This is a genomic window from Salinibacterium sp. SWN167 (assembly GCF_015864665.1).
Lineage (GTDB): Bacteria > Actinomycetota > Actinomycetes > Actinomycetales > Microbacteriaceae > Rhodoglobus.
The window spans coordinates 1471467-1497000 of sequence record NZ_JADYWU010000001.1 but is presented as its reverse complement, the minus strand read 5'-3'; the positions used below and the strand labels follow the sequence as shown (position 1 = coordinate 1497000).

At 61.8% G+C, this 25534-nt stretch carries 21 protein-coding genes; 13 read left to right on the top strand and 8 right to left on the bottom strand.

What is annotated here, in order from left to right; genetic code table 11:
- Positions 1–81: 81 nt before the first annotated feature.
- Positions 82–2892, bottom strand: coding sequence for an Rne/Rng family ribonuclease (locus tag I6E60_RS07165; protein ID WP_197179490.1), 2811 nt, complete (start codon positions 2890–2892; stop codon positions 82–84).
- 329 nt (positions 2893–3221) lie between these two features.
- Here I6E60_RS07165 and I6E60_RS07160 point away from each other — a divergent pair, with 329 nt between their 5' ends.
- Positions 3222–3821, top strand: a complete 600-nt coding sequence (locus tag I6E60_RS07160) for a vitamin K epoxide reductase family protein (RefSeq protein WP_197124289.1) — start codon at positions 3222–3224, stop codon at positions 3819–3821.
- Positions 3822–3964: 143 nt separating this feature from the next.
- On the opposite strand, the gene ndk is transcribed toward I6E60_RS07160, so the two are convergent.
- The 7 genes from ndk to I6E60_RS07125 form a co-directional block, all read right to left on the bottom strand.
- On the bottom strand, positions 3965–4381 hold the full coding sequence (gene ndk, locus I6E60_RS07155) for a nucleoside-diphosphate kinase (RefSeq protein WP_197154698.1): 417 nt from the start codon (positions 4379–4381) through the stop codon (positions 3965–3967).
- Positions 4378–4779, bottom strand: coding sequence for a DUF4233 domain-containing protein (locus I6E60_RS07150; protein WP_197124285.1), 402 nt, complete (start codon positions 4777–4779; stop codon positions 4378–4380). Before I6E60_RS07150 ends, ndk begins: the two co-directional genes overlap by 4 nt.
- Complete coding sequence (locus I6E60_RS07145; RefSeq protein ID WP_197124283.1) at positions 4776–6308, bottom strand: folylpolyglutamate synthase/dihydrofolate synthase family protein; 1533 nt, start codon at positions 6306–6308, stop codon at positions 4776–4778. Before I6E60_RS07145 ends, I6E60_RS07150 begins: the two co-directional genes overlap by 4 nt.
- Positions 6301–9591 (bottom strand): isoleucine--tRNA ligase, encoded by a 3291-nt coding sequence (ileS, locus tag I6E60_RS07140; protein WP_197179489.1) that lies wholly within the window; start codon positions 9589–9591, stop codon positions 6301–6303. The genes I6E60_RS07145 and ileS overlap by 8 nt, the downstream gene beginning before the upstream one ends.
- 261 nt (positions 9592–9852) lie before the next feature.
- Positions 9853–10857 (bottom strand): DUF1648 domain-containing protein, encoded by a 1005-nt coding sequence (locus I6E60_RS07135; protein ID WP_197179488.1) that lies wholly within the window; start codon positions 10855–10857, stop codon positions 9853–9855.
- A complete protein-coding gene (locus tag I6E60_RS07130; RefSeq protein WP_197179487.1) occupies positions 10854–11204 on the bottom strand; it encodes a GntR family transcriptional regulator in 351 nt (116 codons plus the stop codon). The genes I6E60_RS07135 and I6E60_RS07130 overlap by 4 nt, the downstream gene beginning before the upstream one ends.
- A 64-nt stretch (positions 11205–11268) precedes the next feature.
- Positions 11269–12522: a sodium:proton antiporter gene (locus I6E60_RS07125; protein WP_197179486.1), complete on the bottom strand. Its 1254-nt coding sequence runs from the start codon at positions 12520–12522 to the stop codon at positions 11269–11271.
- A 160-nt stretch (positions 12523–12682) separates the two neighbouring features.
- Here I6E60_RS07125 and I6E60_RS07120 point away from each other — a divergent pair, with 160 nt between their 5' ends.
- The 12 genes from I6E60_RS07120 to I6E60_RS07065 all read left to right on the top strand — a co-directional run bounded on the left by I6E60_RS07120 (position 12683) and on the right by I6E60_RS07065 (position 25486).
- Positions 12683–13912, top strand: a complete 1230-nt coding sequence (locus I6E60_RS07120; protein WP_197179485.1) for a TDT family transporter — start codon at positions 12683–12685, stop codon at positions 13910–13912.
- 152 nt (positions 13913–14064) lie between these two features.
- Positions 14065–14664, top strand: a complete 600-nt coding sequence (locus I6E60_RS07115) for a biotin transporter BioY (RefSeq protein WP_197179483.1) — start codon at positions 14065–14067, stop codon at positions 14662–14664.
- A 158-nt stretch (positions 14665–14822) separates the two neighbouring features.
- Positions 14823–16457, top strand: a complete 1635-nt coding sequence (locus I6E60_RS07110) for an ABC transporter substrate-binding protein (RefSeq protein WP_197179481.1) — start codon at positions 14823–14825, stop codon at positions 16455–16457.
- A 13-nt stretch (positions 16458–16470) separates the two neighbouring features.
- The gene (locus tag I6E60_RS07105; protein ID WP_197124267.1) at positions 16471–17469 is read left to right on the top strand and encodes an ABC transporter permease; all 999 of its coding nucleotides are present in this window, start codon (positions 16471–16473) and stop codon (positions 17467–17469) included.
- Complete coding sequence (locus I6E60_RS07100) at positions 17466–18347, top strand: ABC transporter permease (RefSeq protein WP_197179479.1); 882 nt, start codon at positions 17466–17468, stop codon at positions 18345–18347. The genes I6E60_RS07105 and I6E60_RS07100 overlap by 4 nt, the downstream gene beginning before the upstream one ends.
- On the top strand, positions 18344–20017 hold the full coding sequence (nikE, locus tag I6E60_RS07095; protein ID WP_197179477.1) for an ABC transporter ATP-binding protein: 1674 nt from the start codon (positions 18344–18346) through the stop codon (positions 20015–20017). Before I6E60_RS07100 ends, nikE begins: the two co-directional genes overlap by 4 nt.
- A 4-nt stretch (positions 20018–20021) precedes the next feature.
- Positions 20022–20636: a TetR/AcrR family transcriptional regulator gene (locus I6E60_RS07090; protein WP_197124261.1), complete on the top strand. Its 615-nt coding sequence runs from the start codon at positions 20022–20024 to the stop codon at positions 20634–20636.
- A 100-nt stretch (positions 20637–20736) separates the two neighbouring features.
- Positions 20737–21387, top strand: coding sequence for a hypothetical protein (locus tag I6E60_RS07085; RefSeq protein ID WP_197124259.1), 651 nt, complete (start codon positions 20737–20739; stop codon positions 21385–21387).
- A 114-nt stretch (positions 21388–21501) separates the two neighbouring features.
- Positions 21502–24099 carry a valine--tRNA ligase gene (gene valS, locus I6E60_RS07080; protein WP_197124257.1) on the top strand — a complete coding sequence of 866 codons (2598 nt, stop codon included), beginning with the start codon at positions 21502–21504 and terminating at the stop codon, positions 24097–24099.
- A gap of 64 nt (positions 24100–24163) precedes the next feature.
- Entirely contained in the window at positions 24164–24643 is a 480-nt protein-coding gene (locus I6E60_RS07075) for a GNAT family N-acetyltransferase (protein ID WP_197124097.1), read from the top strand.
- Positions 24643–24873 carry a hypothetical protein gene (locus I6E60_RS07070; protein ID WP_197179475.1) on the top strand — a complete coding sequence of 77 codons (231 nt, stop codon included), beginning with the start codon at positions 24643–24645 and terminating at the stop codon, positions 24871–24873. The genes I6E60_RS07075 and I6E60_RS07070 overlap by 1 nt, the downstream gene beginning before the upstream one ends.
- A 61-nt stretch (positions 24874–24934) precedes the next feature.
- Complete coding sequence (locus tag I6E60_RS07065; RefSeq protein WP_197179472.1) at positions 24935–25486, top strand: hypothetical protein; 552 nt, start codon at positions 24935–24937, stop codon at positions 25484–25486.
- Positions 25487–25534: the final 48 nt, after the last annotated feature.

Here is a 25534-nt window from a genome sequence, read left to right as displayed (position 1 = left end):
TCATCGACGCTCGCAGGCAAAGTCGTGGTCACTAGTAAACCTTACAAAGTTGAAACTCGAAAAGTACCGAGTGCCACCGTGCTAGTTGTCGTCGGCGGGCGTTGCGTTGACGATCTTTCCCTGACTGCTGGCGCGACGTGAACCACGAGCCTTGCCATGACCAGGCTGCTTGGGCTCAGGAAGAGCCTCGAGAACCGAACCCAGAATCTGCTCCGCATCCTGCGTGCTGATCTTGGGGGCCGAGCTCTCGGCCTTGGTGATGGGAATGTCGAAAATGGCCACAGAAGCTTCAGCGGCCGGCTCGACAGCATCACTCGAGCGCTGAGCGGGCTGAGCTGACTTGTTTCCGCCCTTGCTGCGTCGTGACTTCTTGGGCTCGGGAGCCTCCGCCGTCTCGGTCGCTGCAGGAGCGGATGCCGCGGCATCCACTGCTGGCGCTTCACTAGCTGGGTTTTCGACGGCAGGAACCACGGTGCTCGCGGCAACACGAGCAAGCGCGTTGCGCACGTCTTCAGTGATCGCGTGAGTGCCATTGCTCGGAGCCGAAGCCGAAGCCGGAGCAGCATTCTTCGCGGAGTTGTTGGACTGCTGCGCTTGCGATCCACCACCGTTGCCGTTGTTGTTGCCGTTTGAGTTGCCCGAGTTGTTGTTCGAACCACCGGAGTTGCTGTTGCCTCCCCGATTGCGGCCACGGCGTCCGCCGCCAGCCTGCTCGTTCTGTGTCGGCTGCGAGCGGTGCTTGGTGACGGGGTCGTGATGAACGACGACACCGCGGCCGGCACATACTTCACAGTTCTCACTAAACGTCTCAAGCAGGCCAAGACCAAGCTTCTTACGCGTCATCTGCACGAGACCGAGAGACGTCACCTCAGCAACCTGGTGCTTCGTGCGGTCACGGCTCAAGCACTCCACGAGACGACGCAGCACGAGGTCACGGTTGGACTCAAGCACCATGTCGATGAAGTCGACGACGATGATTCCACCGATGTCACGCAAGCGCAGTTGGCGAACGATTTCTTCCGCTGCTTCAACGTTGTTCTTGGTGACGGTCTCTTCGAGGTTTCCGCCAGAACCGACAAACTTGCCGGTGTTGACGTCGACGACAGTCATCGCTTCGGTGCGGTCGATCACAAGCGAACCGCCCGAGGGCAGCCATACCTTGCGGTCGAGAGCCTTTTCGATCTGCTCAGAAATGCGGTACTCCTCGAAGGAGTCAACGGTTCCCTCGTGAGACTGCAGACGATCGAGCAGGTCAGGTGCGACCGAACGCACGTATCCCTCGATGGTCTTGCGGGCGTCGTCACCCTCGATGACAAGCTTGTGGAAGTCTTCGTTGAAGACATCGCGAATGATCTTGATCAAAAGATCAGGTTCCGAGTGCAGCAATGCTGGGCCCTGGTTTTGAGCGTTATCAACCTGCGCGCTGATGTCAGCCCACTGGTTAGTCAGACGGTTCACGTCGAGCGTGAGCTGCTCTTCAGTCGCGCCCTCGGCTGCGGTGCGCACGATGACACCGACGTTCTCCGGAAGAACACCCTTGAGGATCTTCTTGAGACGCGAACGTTCCGTGTCGGGCAGCTTGCGGCTAATGCCGCTCATCGAACCGTTAGGAACATAAACGAGGTAACGACCGGGCAAGGACACCTGACTCGTGAGTCGGGCACCCTTGTGGCCTACCGGATCCTTCGTGACCTGAACAAGCACACGGTCGCCTGGCTTGAGTGCGAGCTCAATGCGACGAGCCTGCGGCTTGCCATCGGCAGAGTTCTCAGCAGCGGCATCCCAGTCGACTTCACCGGAATAAAGCACGGCGTTGCGGCCGCGCCCGATGTCAACGAATGCTGCTTCCATGCTGGGCAAAACGTTTTGAACGCGACCAAGGTAAACGTTGCCGATGAGGCTCGCGTCTTGAGCCTTCGCTACATAGTGCTCAACCAAAACGCCGTCTTCGAGAACACCAATCTGGATGCGATCAAACTTCGAGCGGACCACCATGACGCGGTCAACACTTTCGCGGCGCGCGAGGAACTCGCTCTCCGTTACTACGGGACGACGACGACCAGCGTCACGGCCATCACGGCGGCGCTGCTTCTTCGCTTCAAGGCGAGTAGAGCCCTTGACCCGAGTGGGTTCATTGCTGGGCTCTGCCTGCTTGCGCGGCTGGCGAACCCGAACAACCGTGTTCGGTGATTCGTCGCCGGGGCGAGCGTCCTCACCGGAACGACGGCGTGAACGACGGCGAACGTTGCCCGCTTCGTCTTGGCCATCATTATCGTTTTTGCGACCGTCACTGTTGCGGTTGTCTCGACCATCGCGGTTGTCACCGTTGCGGTTATCGCCGTTGCGGTTATCCGAACCAGCGCCGTTGTCGTTGCGCGAACGCGACGAACGAGCCGGAAGTTCGGGCAGGTCGGGAAGATCAGGTGCCTGAAAAAGCAGCGACGTCGTCGACGGCGGGGTCAGCGGAGCGGCTTTCGCTGTGGCGGCCTTCTCGGTCGTCTTCTTGGCGGCAGGGCTCTTGCGTGAGCGCGAACGAGTGGATGCCGTTGAAGTCGACGTGGTGTCGGATTGTGCGTCTGCCTGTGCGGCATCCGGTGCGGTCGCAGCGGAGCTCGCGGCCTTGGACTCGGTCACTGCCGTGGCTTTCATGCCGGTAACGGCATCCGGAACTTCGAGCCCGAGGTGTTCGCTAGCGGTCTTGGCAGCAGGACGCTGAGCAGCCTTCGCTGCGCGGGGTGCGCTCTCTGCAACCGGAGCCTCAACGGCGGGTTGCTCGACCTGCGGCTTCTGTGCCACTGGCTTCTCTACCGCTGCCTTTGAAGAAGGAAGAATGCGACCGAAAAGGCCTTTCTTCTTCGGAACATCTTTCGAATTGTTGCTTTCATTCACCATTGCTGGTGTACTCCTTGCCCTGTGTAGGCGACCGCGCCACCTACCGGGTACTCTCTCGTGCGCTATTCCCCCACCAAACCTATGGTTCAGGAACCGCTACTAATTCTTCAGGTCCTGCAACGGGCCCGTGGCTCGCGTTGCAGTTGTGCTCTCTCACAGCACTTCGAAACTGGCTATTCGACTCACGCAACTAGCGTTGCGCAACTGGTCCGGTCGCTATGCCCGGGAAGACTTCTTGGTGTTGTTCCGAGCGCGGCTCGGAATAACTACGGTTCATTATCGCACGCATTCTCAGAAAGTGAGCTGGGCGCGCGTGCGATAATCCCTCCATGACTGCTTCCGGGGTTCGCAACAGGCCCATCGCCCTCGCTATTTTTCTGATCTTTGCTGGGGTAGTGGGACTCTGGGCCTCATTCCAGCTCACACTAGAGAAACTCCACGTACTCCAAAACCCGGATGCCACGTTGAGCTGCGACTTCAGCATCGTCGTGCAATGCGCGGCCAATCTCGAATCAGCGCAGGGCGCGTTGTTTGGCTTCCCTAACCCCATCATTGGTCTGGTGGCGTTCATGGCGCCGGTCGTTGTCGGAGCCGCAATACTCGCCGGAGCGCGCTTCAATAGTTGGTTCTGGGTCACCTTCAACCTTGGCGTAGCTGGCGCTTTCACGTTCATTCTGTGGCTCGCCTATCAGAGCATTTTCAACATCGGCACGCTGTGCCCGTGGTGCATGGTTGTGTGGTCCGTTACGATCCCCATGTTCTGGGCCGTCACGCTTCGCAACCTCAAAGTCGGCGCGATCCCAGCTCCCCGTGCGCTTCGCAAAGCTGCCGGCGCCGCCTACAGCTGGGTGCCGGTGATTACGATCGTCGGGTACATCATCATCGCCATCGTCGCTCAGTATCGACTCGACGTTCTGGCTTACCTCTAAACATATTCCCCACCGGGAACACGACAATGGCGAGAGCCTGACGATGGTCAGGCTCTCGCCATGGTGTCGTGACCTGAGACGCACTGCGGGTGAGGCTACGCAGCCGATCAGTCACCTACCCGTGAGGGTAAAAAGGGTGCGATTTAGGAGAACCACAGAGCGAGCTCACGCGCTGCAGACTCGGGCGAATCGCTGCCGTGCACAAGGTTCTGCTGAACAGCGAGGCCCCAATCACGACCGAGATCTCCGCGGATCGTTCCGGGAGCTGCCGTCGTGGGGTCAGTGGTGCCGGCGAGCGAACGGAAGCCCTCGATTGCACGGTTGCCCGTGATGCGAAGCGCGACCGTCGGGCCGGACTGCATGAAGTCGAGCAGCGGCTCGTAGAACGGCTTGCCTTCGTGCTCGGCGTAGTGCTGCGACAGAAGGTCGACATCCGCCTGCACAAGACGCACGTCTACCAGCTGGTAGCCCTTCGCTTCGATGCGGCGAAGGATTTCGCCCGTCAGATTGCGAGCAACGCCGTCAGGCTTGATCAGTACAAGGGTCTCTTCGATGTTCATTGTGTCTCCTCAGAGGTGGTGGTCATGGACTGGGTGTTAAGTATTTCGGCTTTGGCGCGGTCGAGTTGCTGGCCCTTGATGAAGCAATAGATCCAAATGCCAGCGAAACCTGCCCCCACGAAAAACATCGGCGTGAGGATGAAACCAAGAGCAACGAGACCGACCTGCAGCGCCCAACCAACCCAGAGGGCACCCGGGCGGTGCAGCATCCGGGCAAGAGCGACGAACACGAGGATCAGAACCGCTCCCCCGATAAACGCCGGTGCCGGAGCGAGAGCTTTGAGCCCGAACGCCGTGAGCGCGACGAAGAAGATCAGGGTGGCATCGAGTACCAACACGATGCTCAGCAGCAGTTCGGTGACGGAGCGCTTTCGGCGAACCGCGGGCGCGGAAGTCACGGTTTCCACCCTTCTGCCTCAGCGAGAGCGAGTGCCTCGCCAACAAGAGTGATGGAGCCCGTTACGACGACAGCACGGCGTTCGTTCTCTGCGGCCCAGCTGCGCGCCAACTCCATCGCTTCGGCAAAGGAATCAAAATCGGTGGTCTCATCAGTAAACGCGCGAACCGTCTCAACGAGTTCCTCCGGAGGAACGGCACGGTCAGATTGTGATGCCGTCACGTAGAAGCGATTAGCAACGGGGGCGAGGGCCTCCACAATGCCAGCAGCGTCCTTGTCGTCAACGACCGCGATCACAAAAGCGATGTCTTCGAAGGTGAAGTATTCCTTGAGTGCGGCGGCGAGAGCCGCTGCCCCATGAGGGTTGTGGGCGGCATCCACAATCACGGTGGGTTCTGCACCAATAACCTGCAGTCGCCCCGGCGACGCGACGGTAGCGAGCCCTTCAGCGAGCACATCGTGAACGAGCGCCTGGCTGCCAGCGCCCAAGAACGACTCGACGGCAGCGATAGCGAGCGCGGCGTTGTGCCCCTGGAACTCCCCAAACAGCGGCATAAACAGGTCAGAGTAGGTACCGGCGAGGCCGCGCACCGAAATAAGTTGGCCGCCCACGGCAACATTGCTGCTGAGGAGCTCGAACGCATCGCCCTCAACACCAATTGTTGACTCGGTGAGGTCTGCTGCGCGCTCCAACTCGATCTGAGCATCCGACGACTGAATAGCCGACACGATCGCTGCAGCCGGCTTGATGATGCCCGCCTTGGTGCGCGCAATCTGCGCGATTGTCGTACCCAAACGATGCGTGTGATCGAGCGCAATCGGCGTGAACACGGCAACTTGACCGTCAGCGACGTTCGTGGAATCCCACTCGCCGCCCATGCCGACCTCAAGGATGGCGACGTCGATAGGGGCATCCGCAAAGCTCGCGAATGCCAGCACCGTCAGCGCCTCAAAGTAGGTGAGCGCTTCTTCGCCCTTGGCCATCAGCTCGGCATCGACCATGAGCAGGAACGGACGGATGTCAGCCCAGTTCTCGGCCAGTGCCCGGTTCGAAATCGCCCGGCCGTCAATCACGATGCGCTCGTTGACGCGCACCAGATGCGGACTCGTCATGAGCCCCGTGCGCAGCCCATAGGCGCGAAGAATGCTTTCGATGATGCGACTTGTGGAGGTCTTGCCGTTGGTGCCGGTGACGTGAATAACGGGGTAAGTGCGCTGCGGGTCGCCGATCAACTCGACGGCGCGACGAGTTGCTTCGAGCCTCGGTTGAGGCGCCTGCTCCCCCACTCGCGCGAGCAGCTCTTCGAACACATTGTTGGCATCCGAGAGGTATTCAGTGTCTTCGAGTTCAAAGTCTGAATCCTCGTCGATATTCGTGCCCTCAAAACCATCCGCAAAGGGGCTGAGGTCGGCGAGGGGATGCTCCGGGCCAAGCTCGGCGCGTTCTTCGTCGGTCAGCGACGCCTCAATGGGGTCACCGTTTTCGTCGAATTGGCCGTCATTGCCGAGTTCATCATCGCGGTCAGACATTGGTCGTTCCCATCTTGGTGATGTCGATCACCAGCGCGCCGTTATTGGCGTATTTTCCTGCCGCGAGTTGCGTGCGGTGCACCTCTAGTGTGCCCTCTTCGAGATCATTCGCGAAGGCCTGAACGGTGGATTGCGCTGCAAGCGTTTCTGCAGCGATCATCGCGTTGTGGAAGGTGATCGCTTCCTCGTCGGCGGGGTCTAGCGCACCAATCGTCAGAGAGATGCGGTCGCTCACGTCGAAGCCTGCCGCCTTGCGGGCATCCTGAATCGCACGGATGACATCGCGAGCAAGGCCCTCCGCCGAGAGTTCTGGAGTGAGCTGGGTGTCGATGATCACAAAGCCACCCTCGGAGAGGAACGCGATTGCGCTGGCCTCGTCGGCGGCTTCCATCTGGAGCTCGTACTCGCCGGCTTCCAGCGGCATGCCGTCGACCGAAACGCCGTCGGCCGTGGTTTCCCAGTTGCCGGCCTTGGCCTCCTTGATGACCTGCTGCACTTGCTTGCCGACGCGGGGGCCGAGCGCACGAGCGTTGACGGTCAACTTCTTGGTGATGCCGAAACTCTCCAACGAACCTTCTTCGAGAGCGTCAAATTTCACAGCCTTGACGTTGAGCTCATCGCGAAGGATGTCACTGAACGGTGCGAGAGCCGCGGGGGTCTCGCTCACGACTGTCAGCGAAGCCAAGGGCAGTCGCACGCGCAGGCTCCGCGCCTTGCGAAGAGCAAGTCCGCTCGAGGCGATCTCACGCACGCGGTCCATAGAAGCAACCAGATCGTGGTCAGCAGGGAAAGCTGCGGCGTCAGGCCAGTCCGTGAGGTGCACGCTGCGGCCATTGGTGAGGCCGCGCCACATCTCTTCCGAGATGAGCGGGAGCAACGGTGCGGCAACTCGCGCCACGGTCTCCAAGACCGTGTAGAGAGTGTCGAAGGCATCCTTGTCATCACCGCTCCAGAAGCGGTCACGGCTGCGACGCACGTACCAGTTGGTGAGCACGTCAGCGAAGTCGCGAAGCTTGGCCGCTGCCATCGGACTGTCGAGCGCGTCGAGTTCCGCCGTGACATCCTCGATCAGCTCTCGCGTCTTAGCGAGCAAGTAGCGGTCGAGAACGTTCGTAGAATCGGTGCGCCAACTCGCCTCATAGTTATCGGCAGCGTTGGCGTAAAGAGTGAAGAAGTAGTACGTGCTCCACAGCGGCAGCAGCATCTGGCGAACACCATCACGGATGCCCTCTTCGGTAACCATGAGGTTTCCGCCGCGTATCACCGAGCTGGACATCAGGAACCAGCGCATAGCGTCAGCACCGTCACGCTCGAACACCTCGGAGACATCCGGGTAGTTACGCAGGCTCTTCGACATCTTTTGGCCGTCATTGCCGAGCACGATGCCGTGGCTGATGACGTTAGAGAAGGCCGGGCGGTCGAACAACGCCGTCGAGAGCGTGTGGAGGGTGTAGAACCATCCGCGAGTCTGACCGATGTACTCCACGATGAAGTCGGCAGGGCTGTGGGTGTCGAACCACTCCTGGTTCTCGAACGGGTAGTGAACCTGAGCGAAGGGCATCGAACCCGAATCGAACCACACGTCGAGCACGTCTTCGATGCGGCGCATCGTCGACTGACCACTCGGGTCGTCGGGGTTCGGTCGCGTCAACTCGTCGATAAACGGGCGGTGCAGGTCGGGTTCGCCCTCGTGGTTGAGAGGCAAGCGGCCGAAGTCGGCTTGGATCTCAGCCAGCGAACCGTAGACATCCACGCGCGGGAAGTCAGGGTTGTCGCTCTTCCAGATCGGTATCGGTGAACCCCAATAGCGGTTACGGCTGATCGACCAGTCGCGGGCATTGCTCACCCACTTGCCGAACTGGCCCTCCTTGACGTTCTCGGGAACCCAGTTGATCTCCTGGTTGAGTTCACCCATGCGGTCGCGGAACTCAGGAACCTTCACGAACCAGCTCGACACCGCCTTGTAGATCAGCGGGTTGCGGCAGCGCCAGCAGTGCGGGTAGGAGTGCTCGTAGCTGGCGACCTTGAGCAGGCGACCCTCTTCGCGCAACAACTTCGTGAGCGGCTTGTTGGCATCGAACACCTGCATGCCTTCAACGGGCGGCACCGACGGCAAGAACTTGCCACCATCGTCAACCGAGATGACAACGGGGATGCCAGCAGCGGCACACACATTTTGGTCATCTTCACCGTAGGCGGGCGCCTGGTGCACGATGCCGGTACCTTCGCCGGTGGCAACGTAGTCGGCAACTAAGAACTGCCACGCGTTTTCGGTGCCATAGGTTTCGGCATCCGCATAAAAATCCCAGAGGCGGTCATAGCGAACGCCCGCGAGTTCGGCACCCTTGATGGTGCGCGTGACTGCAGCAAGAGCTTCCTCAGAAGTCTCGTAGCCGAGTTCTTTCGCGTAGGCCGCGATGGTGTCGCCCGCAAGCATGAACTGGGCAGAACCCTGCTCCGAACCGTCGCCAGCACCGAGCGGGCCAGCAGGCAGCACCGCGTAGTCGATGTCAGGACCGACAGCGAGAGCAAGGTTGGTGGGGAGCGTCCACGGGGTGGTCGTCCAGGCAAGAGCCTTCACGCCGGTGAGACCCAACGCCTCTGCCTTCACACCATCGAGAGGGAACGTGACCGTGACGGTCTGGTCTTGACGCATCTTGTAGACATCGTCATCCATGCGCAGTTCGTGGTTAGAAAGCGGGGTTTCGTCATTCCAGCAGTACGGCAGCACTCGAAAACCTTCGTAGGCGAGGTTCTTCGTGTGCAACTGCTTAAACGCCCAGATGACGCTTTCCATGAAGTTGACGTCAAGGGTTTTGTAGTCGTTCTCGAAGTCGACCCAGCGCGCCATGCGGGTTACATACTCTTGCCATTCTCCCGTGTACTTGAGCACCGATTCGCGAGCGGCGGCATTGAATTTGTCGATGCCCATCTCTTCGATCTGGCTTTTCTCGGTGATGCCGAGCTGGCGCATCGCTTCGAGCTCAGCGGGGAGTCCGTGGGTGTCCCAGCCGAAGCGGCGGTGCACTTGCTTGCCGCGCATGGTCTGGAAGCGCGGAAAGAGGTCTTTGGCGTAGCCGGTCAGCAGGTGACCGTAGTGCGGGAGGCCATTGGCGAAAGGCGGACCGTCGTAGAAGACCCATTCATCGGCGCCTTCACGCTGATCAATGGATGCCTGAAAAGTGCCGTCTGCCTTCCAGTACGAGAGCACTTGCTCTTCGATCGCCGGAAACTTCGGGGACGGCGCGACGGAATCATCTGAGCTGTGGCGGGGATACGACATGAGGCTCCAGTGGTACGTAGGTGCGAATAATCTGCACGAGGACGACCTTTCAGCCGCGGTACCACCCCGCTTATGCACCCAGAGGCACACCACTCATATCGCTGTAACGGGCTTACCCGTTCGGTTCTACCGCCGCCCGCTCCCCTGCCGAAGCTGAAGTTGAGATGGTTTCTTCCGAACGCTCCCCGGTGATAGCCGGTTCATAGCGTGTGGCAGCAATGATACGCGAGTTAGCTGACCGCTGAGCGCTATTTCTGAGCGCTATTTCTTGGCGACCGTAGCGAGCGTTTCGGCACCGAGCTGGGCATCGTGCATCGTGACGATGAACTTTTTGCCGTTCATCCGCGTCACTTCAATGGCGTCGCCCTTGGAGAGCACGATACCGCTGCGGCCATCGGGCGCCCAACGCCAGCCGTAGCCACCGAATTCACCCATGGGGTTCACGTCGACGACGGCGACGGACTCGATCTGGTCGGGCGCAATGGTGATGCGAGGAAAACCGATAGCGGAGCGAACTTTGAGTCCGCGCTGATCGATCGTCACACGCCAGGAAAGCGTGCTGACGGCCAGCGCAATCACAAAGAGGCCGATGACGGCGGGTAAGAGAAGTTGCTCGGGATTGCTGACGGCCTGCACTGCGAGCGCGATTGCTAATGCTGCGAGGGCAGCACCGACGATGATCACGACGCCGGGACCAACCCGCGTTGTAGTCGAGAAGTGCACGCGCTGCGTAGCAGCCCCCGCGATGGGCTTCGCGGTAACAGGGGTCGACGTGATGTACTCCGCGGCAGGAAGCATGAGCCACGCAAACAGAGCCATGACGAGCGCGATGGGGAATGCGGCAATGGCAATTCCCCCGATCGCAGGAGCATTCTCAGCGTTCTCAAGTCCTCGCTGAACAGCAAGTGAGCCCGCCGCTGTGACGCTGAGCGTGATCGACAGGAACATGGATGCGGCCACCATGATCTTGTGCCCCCAGAGCATTCCGCCGTTGGGGCCACCCTTCCAGCTGGCAAAGGCGGCAAGCGCCGCGAAGACCAGCGTCATCAGTAGCGGCAACACAATCACGCTGCCCACAGTGGAGTATCCGTCTGGACCCGTGGTTCCCCAGTGCGAGGCAACCGGGCTCGGAAGCTCGGGAATCCACAACGCCATGATGAACGCAGCGGCCAACGCAATCACAAGGGGAATCACCACGCCGATCACAATGATCAGCCGGCGGTTTCGCGTGAGTTGGGGTGAAACGTTCTCGGCGGGAAGGGTCATTGGTATTCCTCTCGGATGAGGGCGGTAAGAGTAGCGAGTGAAACGTTGTGGGTGCGCGCTTCAGCAACAATCGCGGTGATGCCATCGGCAAGCGAATCGTAGCTGTGGTCAGTGGTGGCAACGATGGCCCCACGGCCGCGGCGGAGTTCGATGAATCCCTCATCGCGCAATTCTTGATAGGCATGCAAGACCGTGTGCATATTAACGCCGAGAGAACTGGCCAATTCTCGCGCACTGGGGAGTCTATCCCCGGCCGTGACAGTTCTGTCGATGACGGATTGGCGGATGCTCGCCGCGAGCTGCTCAAAGAGCGGCGTCTCTGACGCGGGATCCACTCGAACTAGCATGACGGCATTCTAATTGTTCTAGTTGGACTAGCACAAGCGCGCTTTAGATGGATCAAGATGGGACTTAGAAACGACGACGTGCCGGCATCTCCTGCACATGTTTCAATTCGGCCGCGGATGACGGCGCCGAGCTCAGGTGGCGCGCGAGTTGGGCAGTCCACGGGCTAGCCGTCGCGCCGTGCGCAAAGACGCTGACGAGGATTGTCCAGACCGCTACGGAGAACACGGTGTCGGCAACGGAGCCACTGAGCTCATCGAATACCAACAGCGCGAACAGAATAGAGGCAAGCCCACGCGGTCCAAACCATCCGATGAAGAGCCGGGTTTCAAAGCGGGTGCCCGACCACGCCATCGAGATGAGCACGGGAACCATCCGCACCACCGTCAATGACAACACGACGTACAGCGCGATTTGCCACGTGAGGGATGTCAGAATGGGAGCCGCGAGCACCGCACCGAATACCAAGAACGTGATCGAGCTCAGGAGCTCGCCCTCGTCTTCGGTGAAATCCTGAACGTCTTTGCAATGGTCACGCGCGATCGCGCTGAAGGCGAGGCCAGCCACGAACGCGGCTATGAACCCGTTCCCTCCGACAACACCGGCGCTCGCATAAGCCGCCACGGCGATGGCAATGGTCGCGAGTTGGCGATAGATGCCGTCCACCTGCCCGGCGCTCGACGCGCGGCTCAGCAGCCACCCGCCAATAGCCCCGACGCCACCACCCACGAGGATCCCGAAACCGATCTGCTGCGCGGCAAAAACGCCCCAGCTTTCGCTCGAGGCCACCCCGGTCTCTGCCGCCGCAACGGCGAGAAAAACGGTGACAACCGGAACCATGATTCCGTCGTTCAGTCCGCTCTCGACGTTGAGGGCTTGCCGAATCCGAACCGGCAACCGTTTATCGCTGACGACCGCCTGACCGAGCGCGGCATCCGTCGGGGCAAGAATCGCAGCGATGAGCGCTGCTTCGATAAAAGTGAGCTGGTCGAAGAGTGCCGCTGCCGCTACTGCACCGAGCACAATCGTGAGCGGAAGCCCTATGCCCAGCAAGCGCAGCGGAAGCAAGACTTGCTTGCGCAACGCCCGAAGATCGATGCGCACCGCATCCGTGAAGAGAACCAGCACCAGCGTGGCCTCAACCAAGATCGACACAACGTCGCTCTTGAGATCAAGGTGAAACCATTGCGCGCCCGCCGTGCCGAGCAAGATACCCACGGCAGTGAAGACCATCGGTGCGGTAACGGGAGACAAAGCCAGCCGTCGCGAGACCATTGCGAAGGCGAACACCACAACGGCAATGATCACGAGCTCTGTCATGGTTCCTCCAGTGCGGGGCTAGGCGCAGAATCCCCCGCAGCCGAAGCGACAACACGGTGCGGCACCGAGGTGGCTCAAGGCTACGGGAATGTTGCGCGAACGCACGCGGTTGCACCGGTGGACCGACACCCGTTGCCCCTTCGATACTCAGAAACGACGCATGAGCCGCCACACCCCTCGCCTGCGCCCCGCGAGCCCCGGCACCGGCACCGCCAACGACGCCCCCGCCGTGCGCGAGCGCCGCCGACTGCTCTTGCGCGATCTCAGCAGCCCGCGCCTCGTGATCTCGAACATCAGCCCGAACTGGTTCGCCTCTGTCATGGGCACCGGAATCGTCGCGAATGCTGCTGCAACGCTTCCCTTGATCGCCCCACAACTCCACGTGTTTGCGAGCACCGTCTGGGTGATCGCGACCGTCTTGCTCGTGGGGCTCATCGCTGCGAGCGCAGCGCACTGGATCGCCCACCGCGAGGTCGCACTTTCGCACCACCGGCATCCGGCAATGGTTCATTTCTATGGGGCTCCGCCGCTGGCAATTCTGACGATCGGGGCTGGTGCATTGCTGTTCGGCCCCGACATCATGGGGGCGGATGCTGCGCTCACCGTCTCGCTTGTGCTCTGGTCGATCGGCACCGTGCTTGGCCTCGCGACCGCCGTGATTGTGCCGTTCTTGACCTTCACGTCGTCAGCCATCACGGATCAATCGCCGTTCGGAGGCTGGATCATGCCGGTGGTCCCGCCCCTGGTCTCGGCAGCAGCCGGAGCACCGCTGATCCCGTTCTTACCTGAGGGCGAAGCTCGATTGACGATGCTGATCGCCTGCTACGCGATGTTCGGGCTCAGTATGATCGCTACCGCGGTGATCCTTCCGCTGATCTGGGGCCGGCTAGCACGACACAACATTGGCAACTCAGCAGCCGTTCCCACTCTGTGGATTGTGCTCGGCCCCCTCGGCCAGTCAATTACCGCTGTAGTCGTGCTGGGAGCAGCTGCTCCGTTCGCCGTGGCGACTGAACTCGCCGAAGCGCTCCGCGTCTTCGGGTTCATCTACGGCATCCCCACGCTCGGTTTTGCACTTCTCTGGACGGCGCTAGCAATCGCGATGACCGTGCACACTGCCCGCCGCGGTATGCCGTTCAGCCTCACGTGGTGGTCGTTCACCTTCCCGGTGGGCAACATGGTGGTGGCGCTGAGCGTGCTCGCCGCGGCTACCGGTTCCGCGGTGCTCGAGATGATGGCGCTCGTGAGCTTCGTAGCTCTTGTGGGAGCCTGGGTGCTCGTGGCACTGCGCACGTTTGCGGGGAGCGTCATCCAGGGCACATTGTTCTTGGCTCCGCCGGTAGTGGGCGATGCGACAGCCATTGCAGCGCCTGCCACTCCGGCGGCGTGAGAATCGCGATTGTTACGCATCCCACAAATCTGAGCAGGTTTGTTAGCACGAGGCGCACACAGCTCGCCGCGAACTATGACTAGGGTTATTCAGGCACCCGCCTATTCAGGTAGGGCTCTTCACAGTTCGCAGACAAAGGAAAGGAGCGTCGCGTGTCGACTCTCACTTTGACCCTCGGCCGGCCCACGCTCGCCGACACCGTCTTTTCTCGTAGCCTCGCCACTGACATCACGCTCGTTGCCGCCGGCGCCGCTCTTACTGCTGTGATGGCCCAGGTTGTTGTGCCGCTGTACCCCGTACCGATCACGGGCCAGACGCTTGCTGTGCTGCTTGTTGGTGCGTCGCTCGGCGCGACGCGTGGCGCGATCTCGATGGCGCTGTACGCACTGCTCGGCCTGGTTGGGCTCCCCGTCTTCAGCGAAGCATCCTCTGGGCTCAACGTTCTCGCGGGCACCACCGGTGGCTACATCGTCGGTTTCATCTTCGCCGCTGCCTTCACCGGCTGGCTCGCTCAGCGCGACTGGGACAAGAAGTTCCTCGGCGCTGCGCTATCGTTCGTCGGGGGCACCGTCGTCACCTTCGCGTTCGGCCTCACGTGGCTAGCCCTCGTGACCGGCGGCACGCTCGAGCAGGTTCTCGCGTGGGGCCTCTACCCCTTCATCATCGGTGGACTCATCAAGGCCGGCATCGCCGCAGCCGTGATCCCCACCACGTGGAAGATCGCCACCAAGTTCTCGCGCAAGCAGAACTAAGGCACACCCCTTCAGGGTCGTTTAGCTTCACCAACCGGGTCGGTTGTGCTCAGGCACACCGGCCCGGTTTTTTGCCCAGTTGGACTTAATGTACTCAGTTCAACAATAATTGAGAGGCTCGCATCCGAGCAGCATTCCTCCCTCACAAAAGGATCCCCGTGAACGCGCCCCGCATCCTGCTCGTCCCCCTCTCGATTGCGGCCAGTGCCGCACTTCTTGCCGGCTGCACAGCGGCCAGCGAACCGACTGCTGAGCCCGTTGATGGCGGTACGCTCGTTTACGCGACCGGCGATGCCGAGCCCGGCTGCCTCGACCCGCACGTCGGCGGCAACTACCCGCAGGGACTCATCAGCACTCAGTACCTTGAATCGCTCGTCTCGAAGAACAGCGACGGCGAGATCATTCCGTGGCTCGCGACCGATTGGATCGAGAGCGACGACGGGCTCACGTGGGACTTCACGCTGCGAGACGATGTGAACTTCACGGACGGCACCCCCTTCGACGCAGAGGCCGTCAAAGCGAACATCGAGCACTTGAAAGACCCCGACACCGCTTCCTCAACGGGCTACCTCGCCGTGGGCAAGATTGACGGCATCAAAGCCCTCGCCGCCGATCAGGTGCGCTTCACCCTGTCAGCACCGGATAGCGCGCTACTCGAATCGTTCTCGCAGCCGTGGGTGAGCATCCAATCCCCCACCGCGCTCGAACGCGACCAAGCCACCAACTGCGAAAGCCCGGTCGGCACCGGTCCCTTCATCGTGACCGATTGGGTCAAGCAGCAGTCGGTCACCCTCGAACGCAACGAGGATTACAACTCGGCTCCCGCTGACGCCGAGCACACCGGTGCGGCCCGTCTCGACGCCATTGAATGGCGTTTCATTCCGGATGCCGCCACGCGCTATGCCGCCCTCCAGTCGGGCGACGTTGACGTGATCGACAACGCGCAGCCCAACAACATCTCGTCTGCCGCCGATGTGGCGACCATCGAAGAGCTCGATGCACCGCGCCCCGGCGCCGCCAACCGCATCGAACTGAACTCGGGCAAGGCACCGTTCGACGACATCCGGGTGCGCGAAGCCTTCATCCGGTCCGTGGATGTGAACCCCGGCATCGAGAGCCTGTTCTTCGGAACGGCCGAGCGTTCGTACTCCGTGCTCTCGAGTGTCGAGCCTGCGGGCATCTCGACGCCCGATGTGTTCACTACGGACCCGGACGCGGCGAAGACGCTGCTCGACGAGGCAGGCTGGGACACGATCGACTCCGACGGTTACCGCACGAAAGACGGCGAGCGCCTGAGCCTGACGTTCCCGATCAGCACGAACCAGTCGATCCCGGCAGAGCAGTCCCTGTTTGAGCAGATTCAGGCCTCAGCGAAGGACGTCGGTTTTGAGGTCATCCTGCAGCCGACAGATTTGTCGTCCTGGTACGGCGCTCTGTTCACGAACGAGTACAACCTCGTGAGCGCTCCGTACACGAAGGTCGGCGCTGACGTGCTGCGCATCCTGTACCACTCAGACTCGATCATCCCGGCGCCGAGCGGGTACTACGCGAACCTCGCCCAGCTGAGCGACCCCGCTCTCGATGAGATTCTGACAACCGCTAGCGAAGTCTCGGACGCCGGCGAGCGCCAAGAACTATACGCCGAGGCTCAGTCGATCATTGTTGGCGGCTTCTACGTTCTGCCCCTGTACGACCAGCAGAACCACTACCTCTACAGCACGAGTGTCAAGGGCTTCCGAGCTCTGCCGCCGGTCGCCGCCCCGACGTTCTACGATGCGTGGTTGAGCAACTAAAGGAACGCCCTCTGTGACGGTTTCGACTGACGCTCCTGCAGCAGCGAGTGTCTCCACCCCAGCGACGCGATTGCGGTCGCTGGGGTGGATCGCGCGCCGGGTGGGCGGCGGCGTGTTTGTTTTATGGGCGGTCGCGACGGTCATTTTCTTTGCGCTGCGGTTGATTCCGGGCGATCCGGTGGATGCAATTCTGGGCGGCCCTGGTTCTCAAGCGTCCGCCGAAGCGGTGGCTCAGATTCGCGCCGACTATGGCCTCGACCAGCCGCTGATCGTTCAGTATTTTCTGGCGATGGGCAAGCTCGCCGTTGCTGACTTCGGCACGTCTTACGCGCTCAAGGTCGCGGTGGCTCCCTATGTGCTGACGCAACTCTGGTCGACGCTCGTGCTCACGATCGTTTCTCTCGTGGTGGCCTGGCTTGGTGCCCTTACCCTCACGCTGGCTACGAGCGGTCGCGGTCGCGTTGCACGCGCGTTGGGCTCCGGGCTCGAACTGCTGGCCGCTGCCGTTCCGCATTTCTGGTTGGCATCGCTGCTCATCATTTTGCTGAGCAATACGTTGCACTGGCTTCCGCCGATTAGCGTGCCCGGTCCGCTCGGGCTCGTGCTGCCCGTGCTCACCCTTGCTCTGCCTCTCACAGGCTTCCTCGGCCAAGTGATGCGCGAGTCTCTCGCGAACGCCTACGAGCAGCCCTTCGTGCTGTCAGCGCGCGCTCGCGGCGAGAGCGAGTGGGGCGTGCGACTCCGGCACGTTCTGCGGCACGCAGCCCTTCCCGGCATCTCGCTCTCCGGCTGGGCCTTCGGCTCGCTCCTGAGCGGCGCCGTGGTCGTCGAAACGATCTTTGCCCGTCCCGGCCTCGGCCGAACACTCCTCAACGCTGTCACCATTCGCGACATCCCCGTCGTCACCGCCGTCGCCCTCCTCTCCGCGCTGACCTTCATCCTGGTGACAATCGCGACGGATGCCGTTGACCGCATCGTCGATCCGCGCGTGACGGAGGTGGCAGCACGATGACCGAAATCTTGGCTGGCCGTCTCTCGCAGCCTTCGGGACGCGCTCTCGGCATCCGGGGTCGCCGCGGATTACTGCGCAACACGGGCGTCATCATCGCGCTGGCCGTACTTGCGCTTATTCTGACCGCTGCTCTCGCGCCGCAGCTCATCACGACCGCTGACCCGGATGCCGTGGCCCCTGCCGAGGCCTTCCAATCACCATCGGCTGCCCACTTCTTCGGCACCGACGAGTCCGGTCGCGATGTGTACACCCGTGTCGTTTTCGGAGCCGGAAACTCCCTGCTCATCGGAATTGCCGCCACCGTCGTCGGGCTCGGCCTCGCGCTCATCCTGGGGCTGCTCGGCGGCCTCGGCAGCAGGCTTGGCGACTTCGTGAGCACGCGCATTGTTGAGGTGATGTTCGCTCTTCCCGGCCTGCTGCTCGCGCTCGTGTTCATCGCGATTGCCGGCCCCGGCGTTGTCACCTCAACGGTGGCGGTTGGGCTCTCGACCGCGCCCGGCTACGCCCGCATTATCCGCAGCCAACTTCGGAGCGTGCGCAGCGCCAGCTACGTGGAGGCCGCGACAGTTCTGGGCCACTCACGAGCCCGCATCGTGTGGCAACACATTCTGCCCGGGGCGCTCTCCCCTATTTTCGTGCTCGGCACCCTCGGCGTTGGTCAAGCCATCGTGTGGGCGTCATCGCTCGGTTTCCTCGGGCTCGGAGTCGCCCCGCCCGCCGCCGAATGGGGCGCGATGCTCTCGAGTGGCCGCACCTACATCGATGTCGCCTGGTGGCTCACGGTCTTCCCCGGTCTCGCCATCGTCGCGACCGCCGCATCGTTCACCGTGCTCGGCCGCGCCCTCAACGCCCGCACCCGCCAGGAGGCCCGCGGATGACCGCCACCCCGCTCCTGCGTGTGAGCAACCTCAGCGTGCACTTCGACCGCACCGCCCGCCCGGCCGTTGATAGCGTGAGCTTCGAGGTAGCCGCCGGCGAATGCCTCGCCATCGTCGGAGAGTCGGGCTCGGGCAAGAGCGTTACGGCTCGTTCCCTGCTCGGGCTTGCGCCCGCCGGAGCCCACGTGAGCTTCAGCGAGTTGAGTCTGGCGGGAGAAAGCCTTCCGGCACCCGGTGCTCGACGGTGGCGAACGATTCGCGGAGCATCCATTGGGCTGGTGCTGCAGGATGCGCTCGTGTCGCTCGACCCTCTGCGCCCGGTCGGCCGTGAAATCGATGATGTGCTGCGGCTGCACACCACCCTCAGCCAGCGTGAGCGTCAGGCGCGGGTGCTCGAACTGCTGGATGCCGTGGGCATTCCCGATCCTGCGCTGCGAGCCCGCCAGCGCTCCGGCGAGCTCTCGGGCGGACTGCGCCAGCGCGCGCTCATCGCCGCCGGAATTGCCGCTGGCCCTGCCCTCATCATCGCCGACGAGCCCACGACCGCTCTCGATGTCACGGTGCAGGCGCGCGTGCTCGAGCTGCTGTCATCGCTGCGCAATAGCGGCACCGCCATGATCCTCATCACCCACGACCTCGCTGTTGTCTCGCGCATTGCCGACCGCGTGGCCGTGATGAGCGCCGGCCGCATCGTCGAGACCGGCGCAACGAAGGCGTTGCTGCGAGCGCCCACAACGGCGGCAACCCAGCAGCTGTTGGCGGCGATTCCGGTTGACGTGCCGCGGGGAACGCTGCTGGCGTTGCCGTCGGATGCCGAGGCCGTCACACTCCCCGACACTTCCGCGAGCGCCGGGGCTGCTACCACGGCGGCTGCTGCCACGGCTACCGCTGCTGGTTCACCGCTACCCGCGCTCGAACTGCGCGGGGTATCTCGCCACTATCCCACCCCGCACGGGGCGGCAATTCAGGCGCTCGACAACGTTTCTCTCACGCTCACTTCCGGCACCACTCTGGGCCTTGTCGGTCAGTCTGGCTCCGGCAAAACCACCATCGCGCGCATCGCCCTTGGACTGGAGACGGCCGACAGCGGCGAAGTGCTGCTCGCGGGCCACGAGTGGGGGTCGCTGAGTTCCCGCGAGCGCCGCCCGCTGCGTCCAACGCTGGGTGCCATCTATCAGGATGCCTTGAGCTCGTTCGATCCTCGCTTGAGCGTCGAGCACATTCTCACCGATGCGTTGAGCGCTGGAGCATCCGCAAACCACCAATCGCTGACGACTCCAGACGAATTGCTCGATGCTGTCGGGCTGCCTCGCGCGGTGAAGAACCGTCGCCCGCTGCTCTTGTCGGGTGGCCAGCGCCAGCGGGTAGCAATTGCTCGCGCGCTCGCGCCGGGGCCGCAGACGATCCTCTGCGACGAGCCAGTGTCGTCACTGGATGTTTCCACTCAGGCCCGCGTGCTGAATCTGCTCGACGAGCTGCAGCGCCACCTGCACCTTAGCTACCTCTTCATCTCTCACGATCTCGGCGTGATTCGCCACATGAGTGACCGCGTCGCCGTCATCAACGAGGGCCGCATTGTGGAGACGGGCCCGACGGATGAAATCTTTTTCGCACCACAGCATCCGTATACCCGGTCGTTGATTGCGGCCCTCCCGCGAGTGAGAGGATGATGCGGTGACGCCTCCCCGCACTCCCACCCGTGGCCGCCCGCCCGCCGCATCCCGCGAACTCCTGCAAGAGGCTGCCTTCGAGTTGTTTCTCGAGAACGGCTACACCGGCACCACCGTCGATCAGATTGCTACCCGCGCCGGGGTGAGCCGCAACACGTTCTTCAACTATTTCGACGCTAAAGGCGAAGTATTTTGGGTTGAGCTGGATGCCGCGACCGAGCGACTGAGGGCGGCGCTGGCTGATCAGCCGACCGACGCCGGCGACGCGTCATCCGCCCCGCTCGCTATCCGTCAGGCGATGTTGCGTTCGCTGGCCGAGCTGGAATCGCGCCACGTGCCTTTTGTGCTCACCCAGTACGACCTGATCGGTAGCGCGACGGAACTGCAGGCGTCTGCAATGAGCCGCTTTGCGACTCAGGCTCGCCTACTGAGTGGCTTCCTCGAGCGCCACGGGGTGGGTGCGGCGACCGCGCGCACGCAGGCCTACGCTCTCATCGCGTGTGTCGTCTCGGCTGCCCAAGAGTGGGCCAACGCTGGCCCGCAGCGCGGACGACTCGCCCCCTTCGTGGACCGCGCGTTCGACACCGCGCTCGTGCCTTTCTCACCACACGATCGCTGAGCTGCGCGATTGCTGAGATCCTCTCGACAGGAGCGAGGCGTGGGGTTAGGCTTCAGCCACGCTGGACTGCTTGCATGATCCCCCATCCTGGAGCTAAGCCATGAGTGACGATCAACCCACCAAACGTTTCGATGCTCAAAATGGTGACGCGCCCACGGTGCGGTTTGAGCCGGCGGGAGCAGCCCCACCTCCTAGTGGCGGGGAGCCACCGATCGATCCTCCGACATCTCCGCAGCCCAAGTCTCGCAAGCTCCTCATTATCCTGTCGATCATTGGTGGGGTGCTGCTGATCGCGGTCGTCATCATGCTGACGTTGCTGTTCTCTCGCGGGTCTGGTGGCGACATCACGCCGGTGCCAACGGAAAGCCCTTCGGCCACACCGAGCGAGACTCCCACGCCCAGCGCTTCTGCCGTGGAGGAAGCCGAGCCGAGTGCTGAGCCGACGACTGCTCCGCCGCCCGCAACCGCGAGTCCGTCCTTCGCCACCTTCAGCGCGCCTACCAGTGCAAACTGCACCGACGCGAACCCAACAAGTCAGCTCACTTTCGCGTGGAGTAGCGCCAACGCGACCATGGCGTGGTTTGGGGTGCGCACCACCAACGCGAAGGAGGAGCCGTATGAAGAAGTTCCCACCACCGCGACGTATACCTTTGATTACCAGTGCAGCAACGAGACCGAGATTTATACGGTGACGCTAGAGGATGGTGCGGGAAACCTCACCCACAAAACAGTCACGGTGACAAAGAACTAGACGTCCTCGCGCGGCGCGACCTCATGCGACGCTGTCCGTTACGATTGGTACTACACCTCACACTCAGGCACCTCTTCTTTGACTCGGTGCCGCACATATCGAACCGGAGTAATTATGTCGTCGAGCGTTCCCGAAAAACCTGCCCTAGAAGGCCTCGAAGACAAGTGGGCTCCCGTGTGGGAGAACGAGGGCACCTACCGGTTCGATCGCCAGAAGGCGCTTGCTGAGGGGTCTGACTGCGTATTCTCGGTCGACACTCCCCCGCCAACGGCATCCGGCAGCCTGCACATTGGCCACGTCTTCAGCTACACCCACATGGATCTGGTTACTCGCTTCCAGCGCATGCGCGGCAAAGAGATCTTCTATCCGATGGGGTGGGATGACAATGGTCTGCCCACCGAGCGTCGGGTTCAGAACTACTACGGTGTGCGCTGCGACCCCACGCTCCCCTATGACGAAGGCTTCGAGCCTCCTCAGCAAGGCGGCGAAGGCAAGTCGACGAAGGCTGCCGCGCAGTTGCCGATTTCTCGTCGCAACTTCGTTCAACTGTGCGAGACGCTGACCGCCGAAGACGAAAAGCAGTTCGAAGACCTCTGGCGCCAGCTTGGTCTGAGCGTTGACTGGAACCTCACCTACCGCACCATTGGTGATGACGCTCAGCGTGCCGCTCAGCGTGCATTCTTGCGCAACCTTGACCGCGGCGAGGCCTACCAGGCGTTCGCTCCGACGCTGTGGGATGTCACGTTCCGCACCGCTGTTGCTCAGGCTGAGCTCGAAGACAAAGAGCAGCCTGCCGCCTACCACCGTCTTGCTTTCCACCAGGCGGATGGCGACGACATCCACATCGAGACGACCCGCCCCGAGCTTCTGCCGGCCTGTGTCGCTCTCGTGGCTCACCCCGATGACGAGCGCTACAAGCACCTCTTCGGCACGATGGTCACGACGCCAATCTTCGGTGTTGAGGTTCCGATTCTGGCCCACCACCTTGCTCAGCAAGACAAGGGTTCGGGCATCGCGATGATTTGTACGTTCGGTGACGTCACCGACGTTGTGTGGTGGCGTGAACTCGATCTTCCGAACCGCACCATCATCGGTGCCGACGGTCGCATCATTGCCGACGCTCCCGATGTCATTGTGGGCGACGCCGCTCAGGCTGCCTACGCCGAGCTCGCGGGCAAGACGGTCTTCAGCGCGAAGGCTGCCATGGTTGCTCTGCTCAAGGAGTCGGGCGAAATGATCGGCGATGCCAAGCCGATTCAGCACCAGGTGAAGTTCTTCGAAAAGGGCGACAAGCCTCTCGAGATTATTTCGACGCGCCAGTGGTACATCACCAATGGTGCGCGCGACGAGAAGCTGCGTAACCGCCTACTTGAGGCGGGCGAGCAGATCAATTTCGTCCCCGACCACATGCGGGTTCGCTACGACAACTGGGTTGGCGGCCTCACGGGCGACTGGCTCATTTCGCGCCAGCGCTTCTTCGGTGTGCCGATCCCCGTCTGGTACGAGCTCGACGCTGATGGTGAAAAGGGTGCCCCGATCGTTCCCAGCGAGGCTTCGCTGCCGATCGACCCGTCCTCCGACACCGCTCCCGGCTACACGGAAGACCAGCGTGGTGTTCCCGGTGGCTTCGAGGGCGAACTCGACATCATGGATACGTGGGCAACGTCATCCCTGACCCCGCAGATTGCTGGTGGTTGGGAGACCGACCCCGAGCTCTTCAACCTCGTATTCCCCTACTCGCTGCGCAGCCAAGGCCAAGACATCATTCGCACGTGGTTGTTCTCGACCGCGCTGCGTTCTGAACTCGAGCACGGCACTGTGCCGTGGCGCAACGCCGGCATCTCTGGCTTCATCGTTGACCCCGACCGCAAGAAGATGTCGAAGTCCAAGGGCAACGTTGTGACGCCCAAGGGCATGCTCGATGACCACGGTTCGGATGCGGTGCGCTACTGGGCAGCATCCAGTCGCCTCGGTACTGACGCGGCCTTTGACCCGCAGAACCCGAAGCAGATCAAGATCGGTCGCCGACTCGCGATCAAGGTCTTGAACGCGTCGAAGTTCGTTTACTCGTTCCCGGCGCCTGCAGCATCGGCGACCGCGTCGGATGCAGTTGTTACCGAGGCTCTGGATCTCGAAATGCTCGCCGAACTCGCGTCGGTCGTTGACCAGGCCACCACTGCTCTGGATAATTTCGATCACGCCAAAGCACTTGAAGTCACGGAGAAGTTCTTCTGGACCTTCTGCGATGACTACCTCGAGCTCGTGAAAGAACGCGCTTATGGGGCGGGAACTCCCGAAGCTCAGGCCAGCGCTAACCGTGCCCTGCACACCGCGATCGATGTTTTCTTGCGCTTGTTCGCGCCGTACCTTCCGTTCGCTACGGAAGAGGTCTGGCGCTGGACGCACGACACCTCAGTGCATTCCGCTTCGTGGCCTACCGCCGACGAACTCGGTGTTACGGCAGAGCCGAGCGGACTGTTCCACGCGGTTAGCCAAGCGCTCATCAGCATCCGACGCGCTAAAACAGACGCGAAGGCTTCGCAGAAGACCGAAGTGACCTCGGCTACCCTCGCGGGACCAGCCCTGATCGCTGCGGCCATCGACGATTTGAAGGCTGTGGGTCGCATCCATGACCTCACGATTGTTGAAGCGGAAGAGATTGAGGTTCGCGACATCGTTTTGGTTGAAGCGACACCCGAAGCTTCGGTCTAAAGGTCTACCGAGGGTTCGGCGTTGAGTTCGGCGTCGAACCCCAAAACCGCGTATTGTTGAGTAAATGACGAACTCAGAGAAGCCTTCGTACACCGTTCGCGATATTCAAGAAACCGATTTCGAAGTGTGGAAAGACCACTTCGTCAACTACGGAGTGTTCTACGAAACCGAGTTCACCGATGCCATCGTTCAGGGCGTCTGGGAATGGCTCATGGATGACTCAGCACAGCTCAATGCGGTCGTCGCTGTAGCTCCTGAGGGCGCTCCCGATCCCGGAATTGTGTGTGCCTTTGGTCTCTACCGTCGTCTGCCCGACACCTTCACTGCTTCGTGGGGCTGGTTTATGGATGACCTTTACGTCGACCCTGAGCACCGTGGTGCCGGAGTTGCCGGAACGATCATTGACGACATCGCTGCGCGTGCCGCAGAAGATGGTGGCGGAAAGCTCCGCTGGATCACCAACAAGGAGAACGACAGCGCCAAGCGCCTCTACGACAAGGTCGCGGACCGCACGTCGTGGATCTTGTACGAAAAGAGCGTGTAGTGCAGCTCGGCACACGATGGTCGGTCGGCGATGCTGTGCCCGATCGTCTTTCCGCAGAAATGCGCGAAGCGATCGCCGGCGTTGAAGCGGATGTCGCCCACCTCGATACGAGCGCGTGGCGATGGACCCTCACGTGGCTCGAATCGCGTCCCGTCGCCGAACTCGACGACGGCACCATCGTGCGCCAGAGTGCGAACGGCAGCGTTTCCGTAGAAGAAGCTGCCTCCTAGCCTCGACTGCTGTTGTGGACAGTTGAGCGCTCACTTCGCGCTGAATGCTTAGCGTCGTTGTATGCGGCTACCGAACCTCGTCCGACTCTCGATAGGCACGCTCCTCCTCGCAACGTTGAGCGGATGCGTGCCTTCTGAGTCCCCCACCCCAGCCGAGCCGACCACCACCTTTGTTGCGCCCTATGCGACCGACGAAGAAGCGCTGGCTGCGGCTGAAGAGGCCTATGCGGAATATACGCGGGTGACGCTCGAAACATATCGAGAAGGCGTAACTGACCCGACTGCTTTGTCCAGCGTTGCTAGCGGAGAGCACTTGGTTGAATTGCTTGAGGAGTTTGAGGAGCGGGTGGCCGATGGTCGCTACCTAGTGGGCGACGAATCCTTTAATCAAGTCGTTCTCCAGCGCTATTCGCGCGATTCTTCTCCAAATGAGGTGATCGCGGTGTACCTCTGCGACGACTTATCAAAGTTGTCGATTTACCGTGAAGGCGAAAAAATTGGGCCGAAAGCCCCGGTGTCGGCGATGACAATGCAAGTCGTCTTCGACCTCAGCCCCGACTCGAACACGCTACTCGTCTCGGCTCGCGACATATGGAGCACCGACGCATGTTGAACCCGCGCAGGGCGCTATTGCTAGTAATTGGCGGCACCTTGCTCGGCG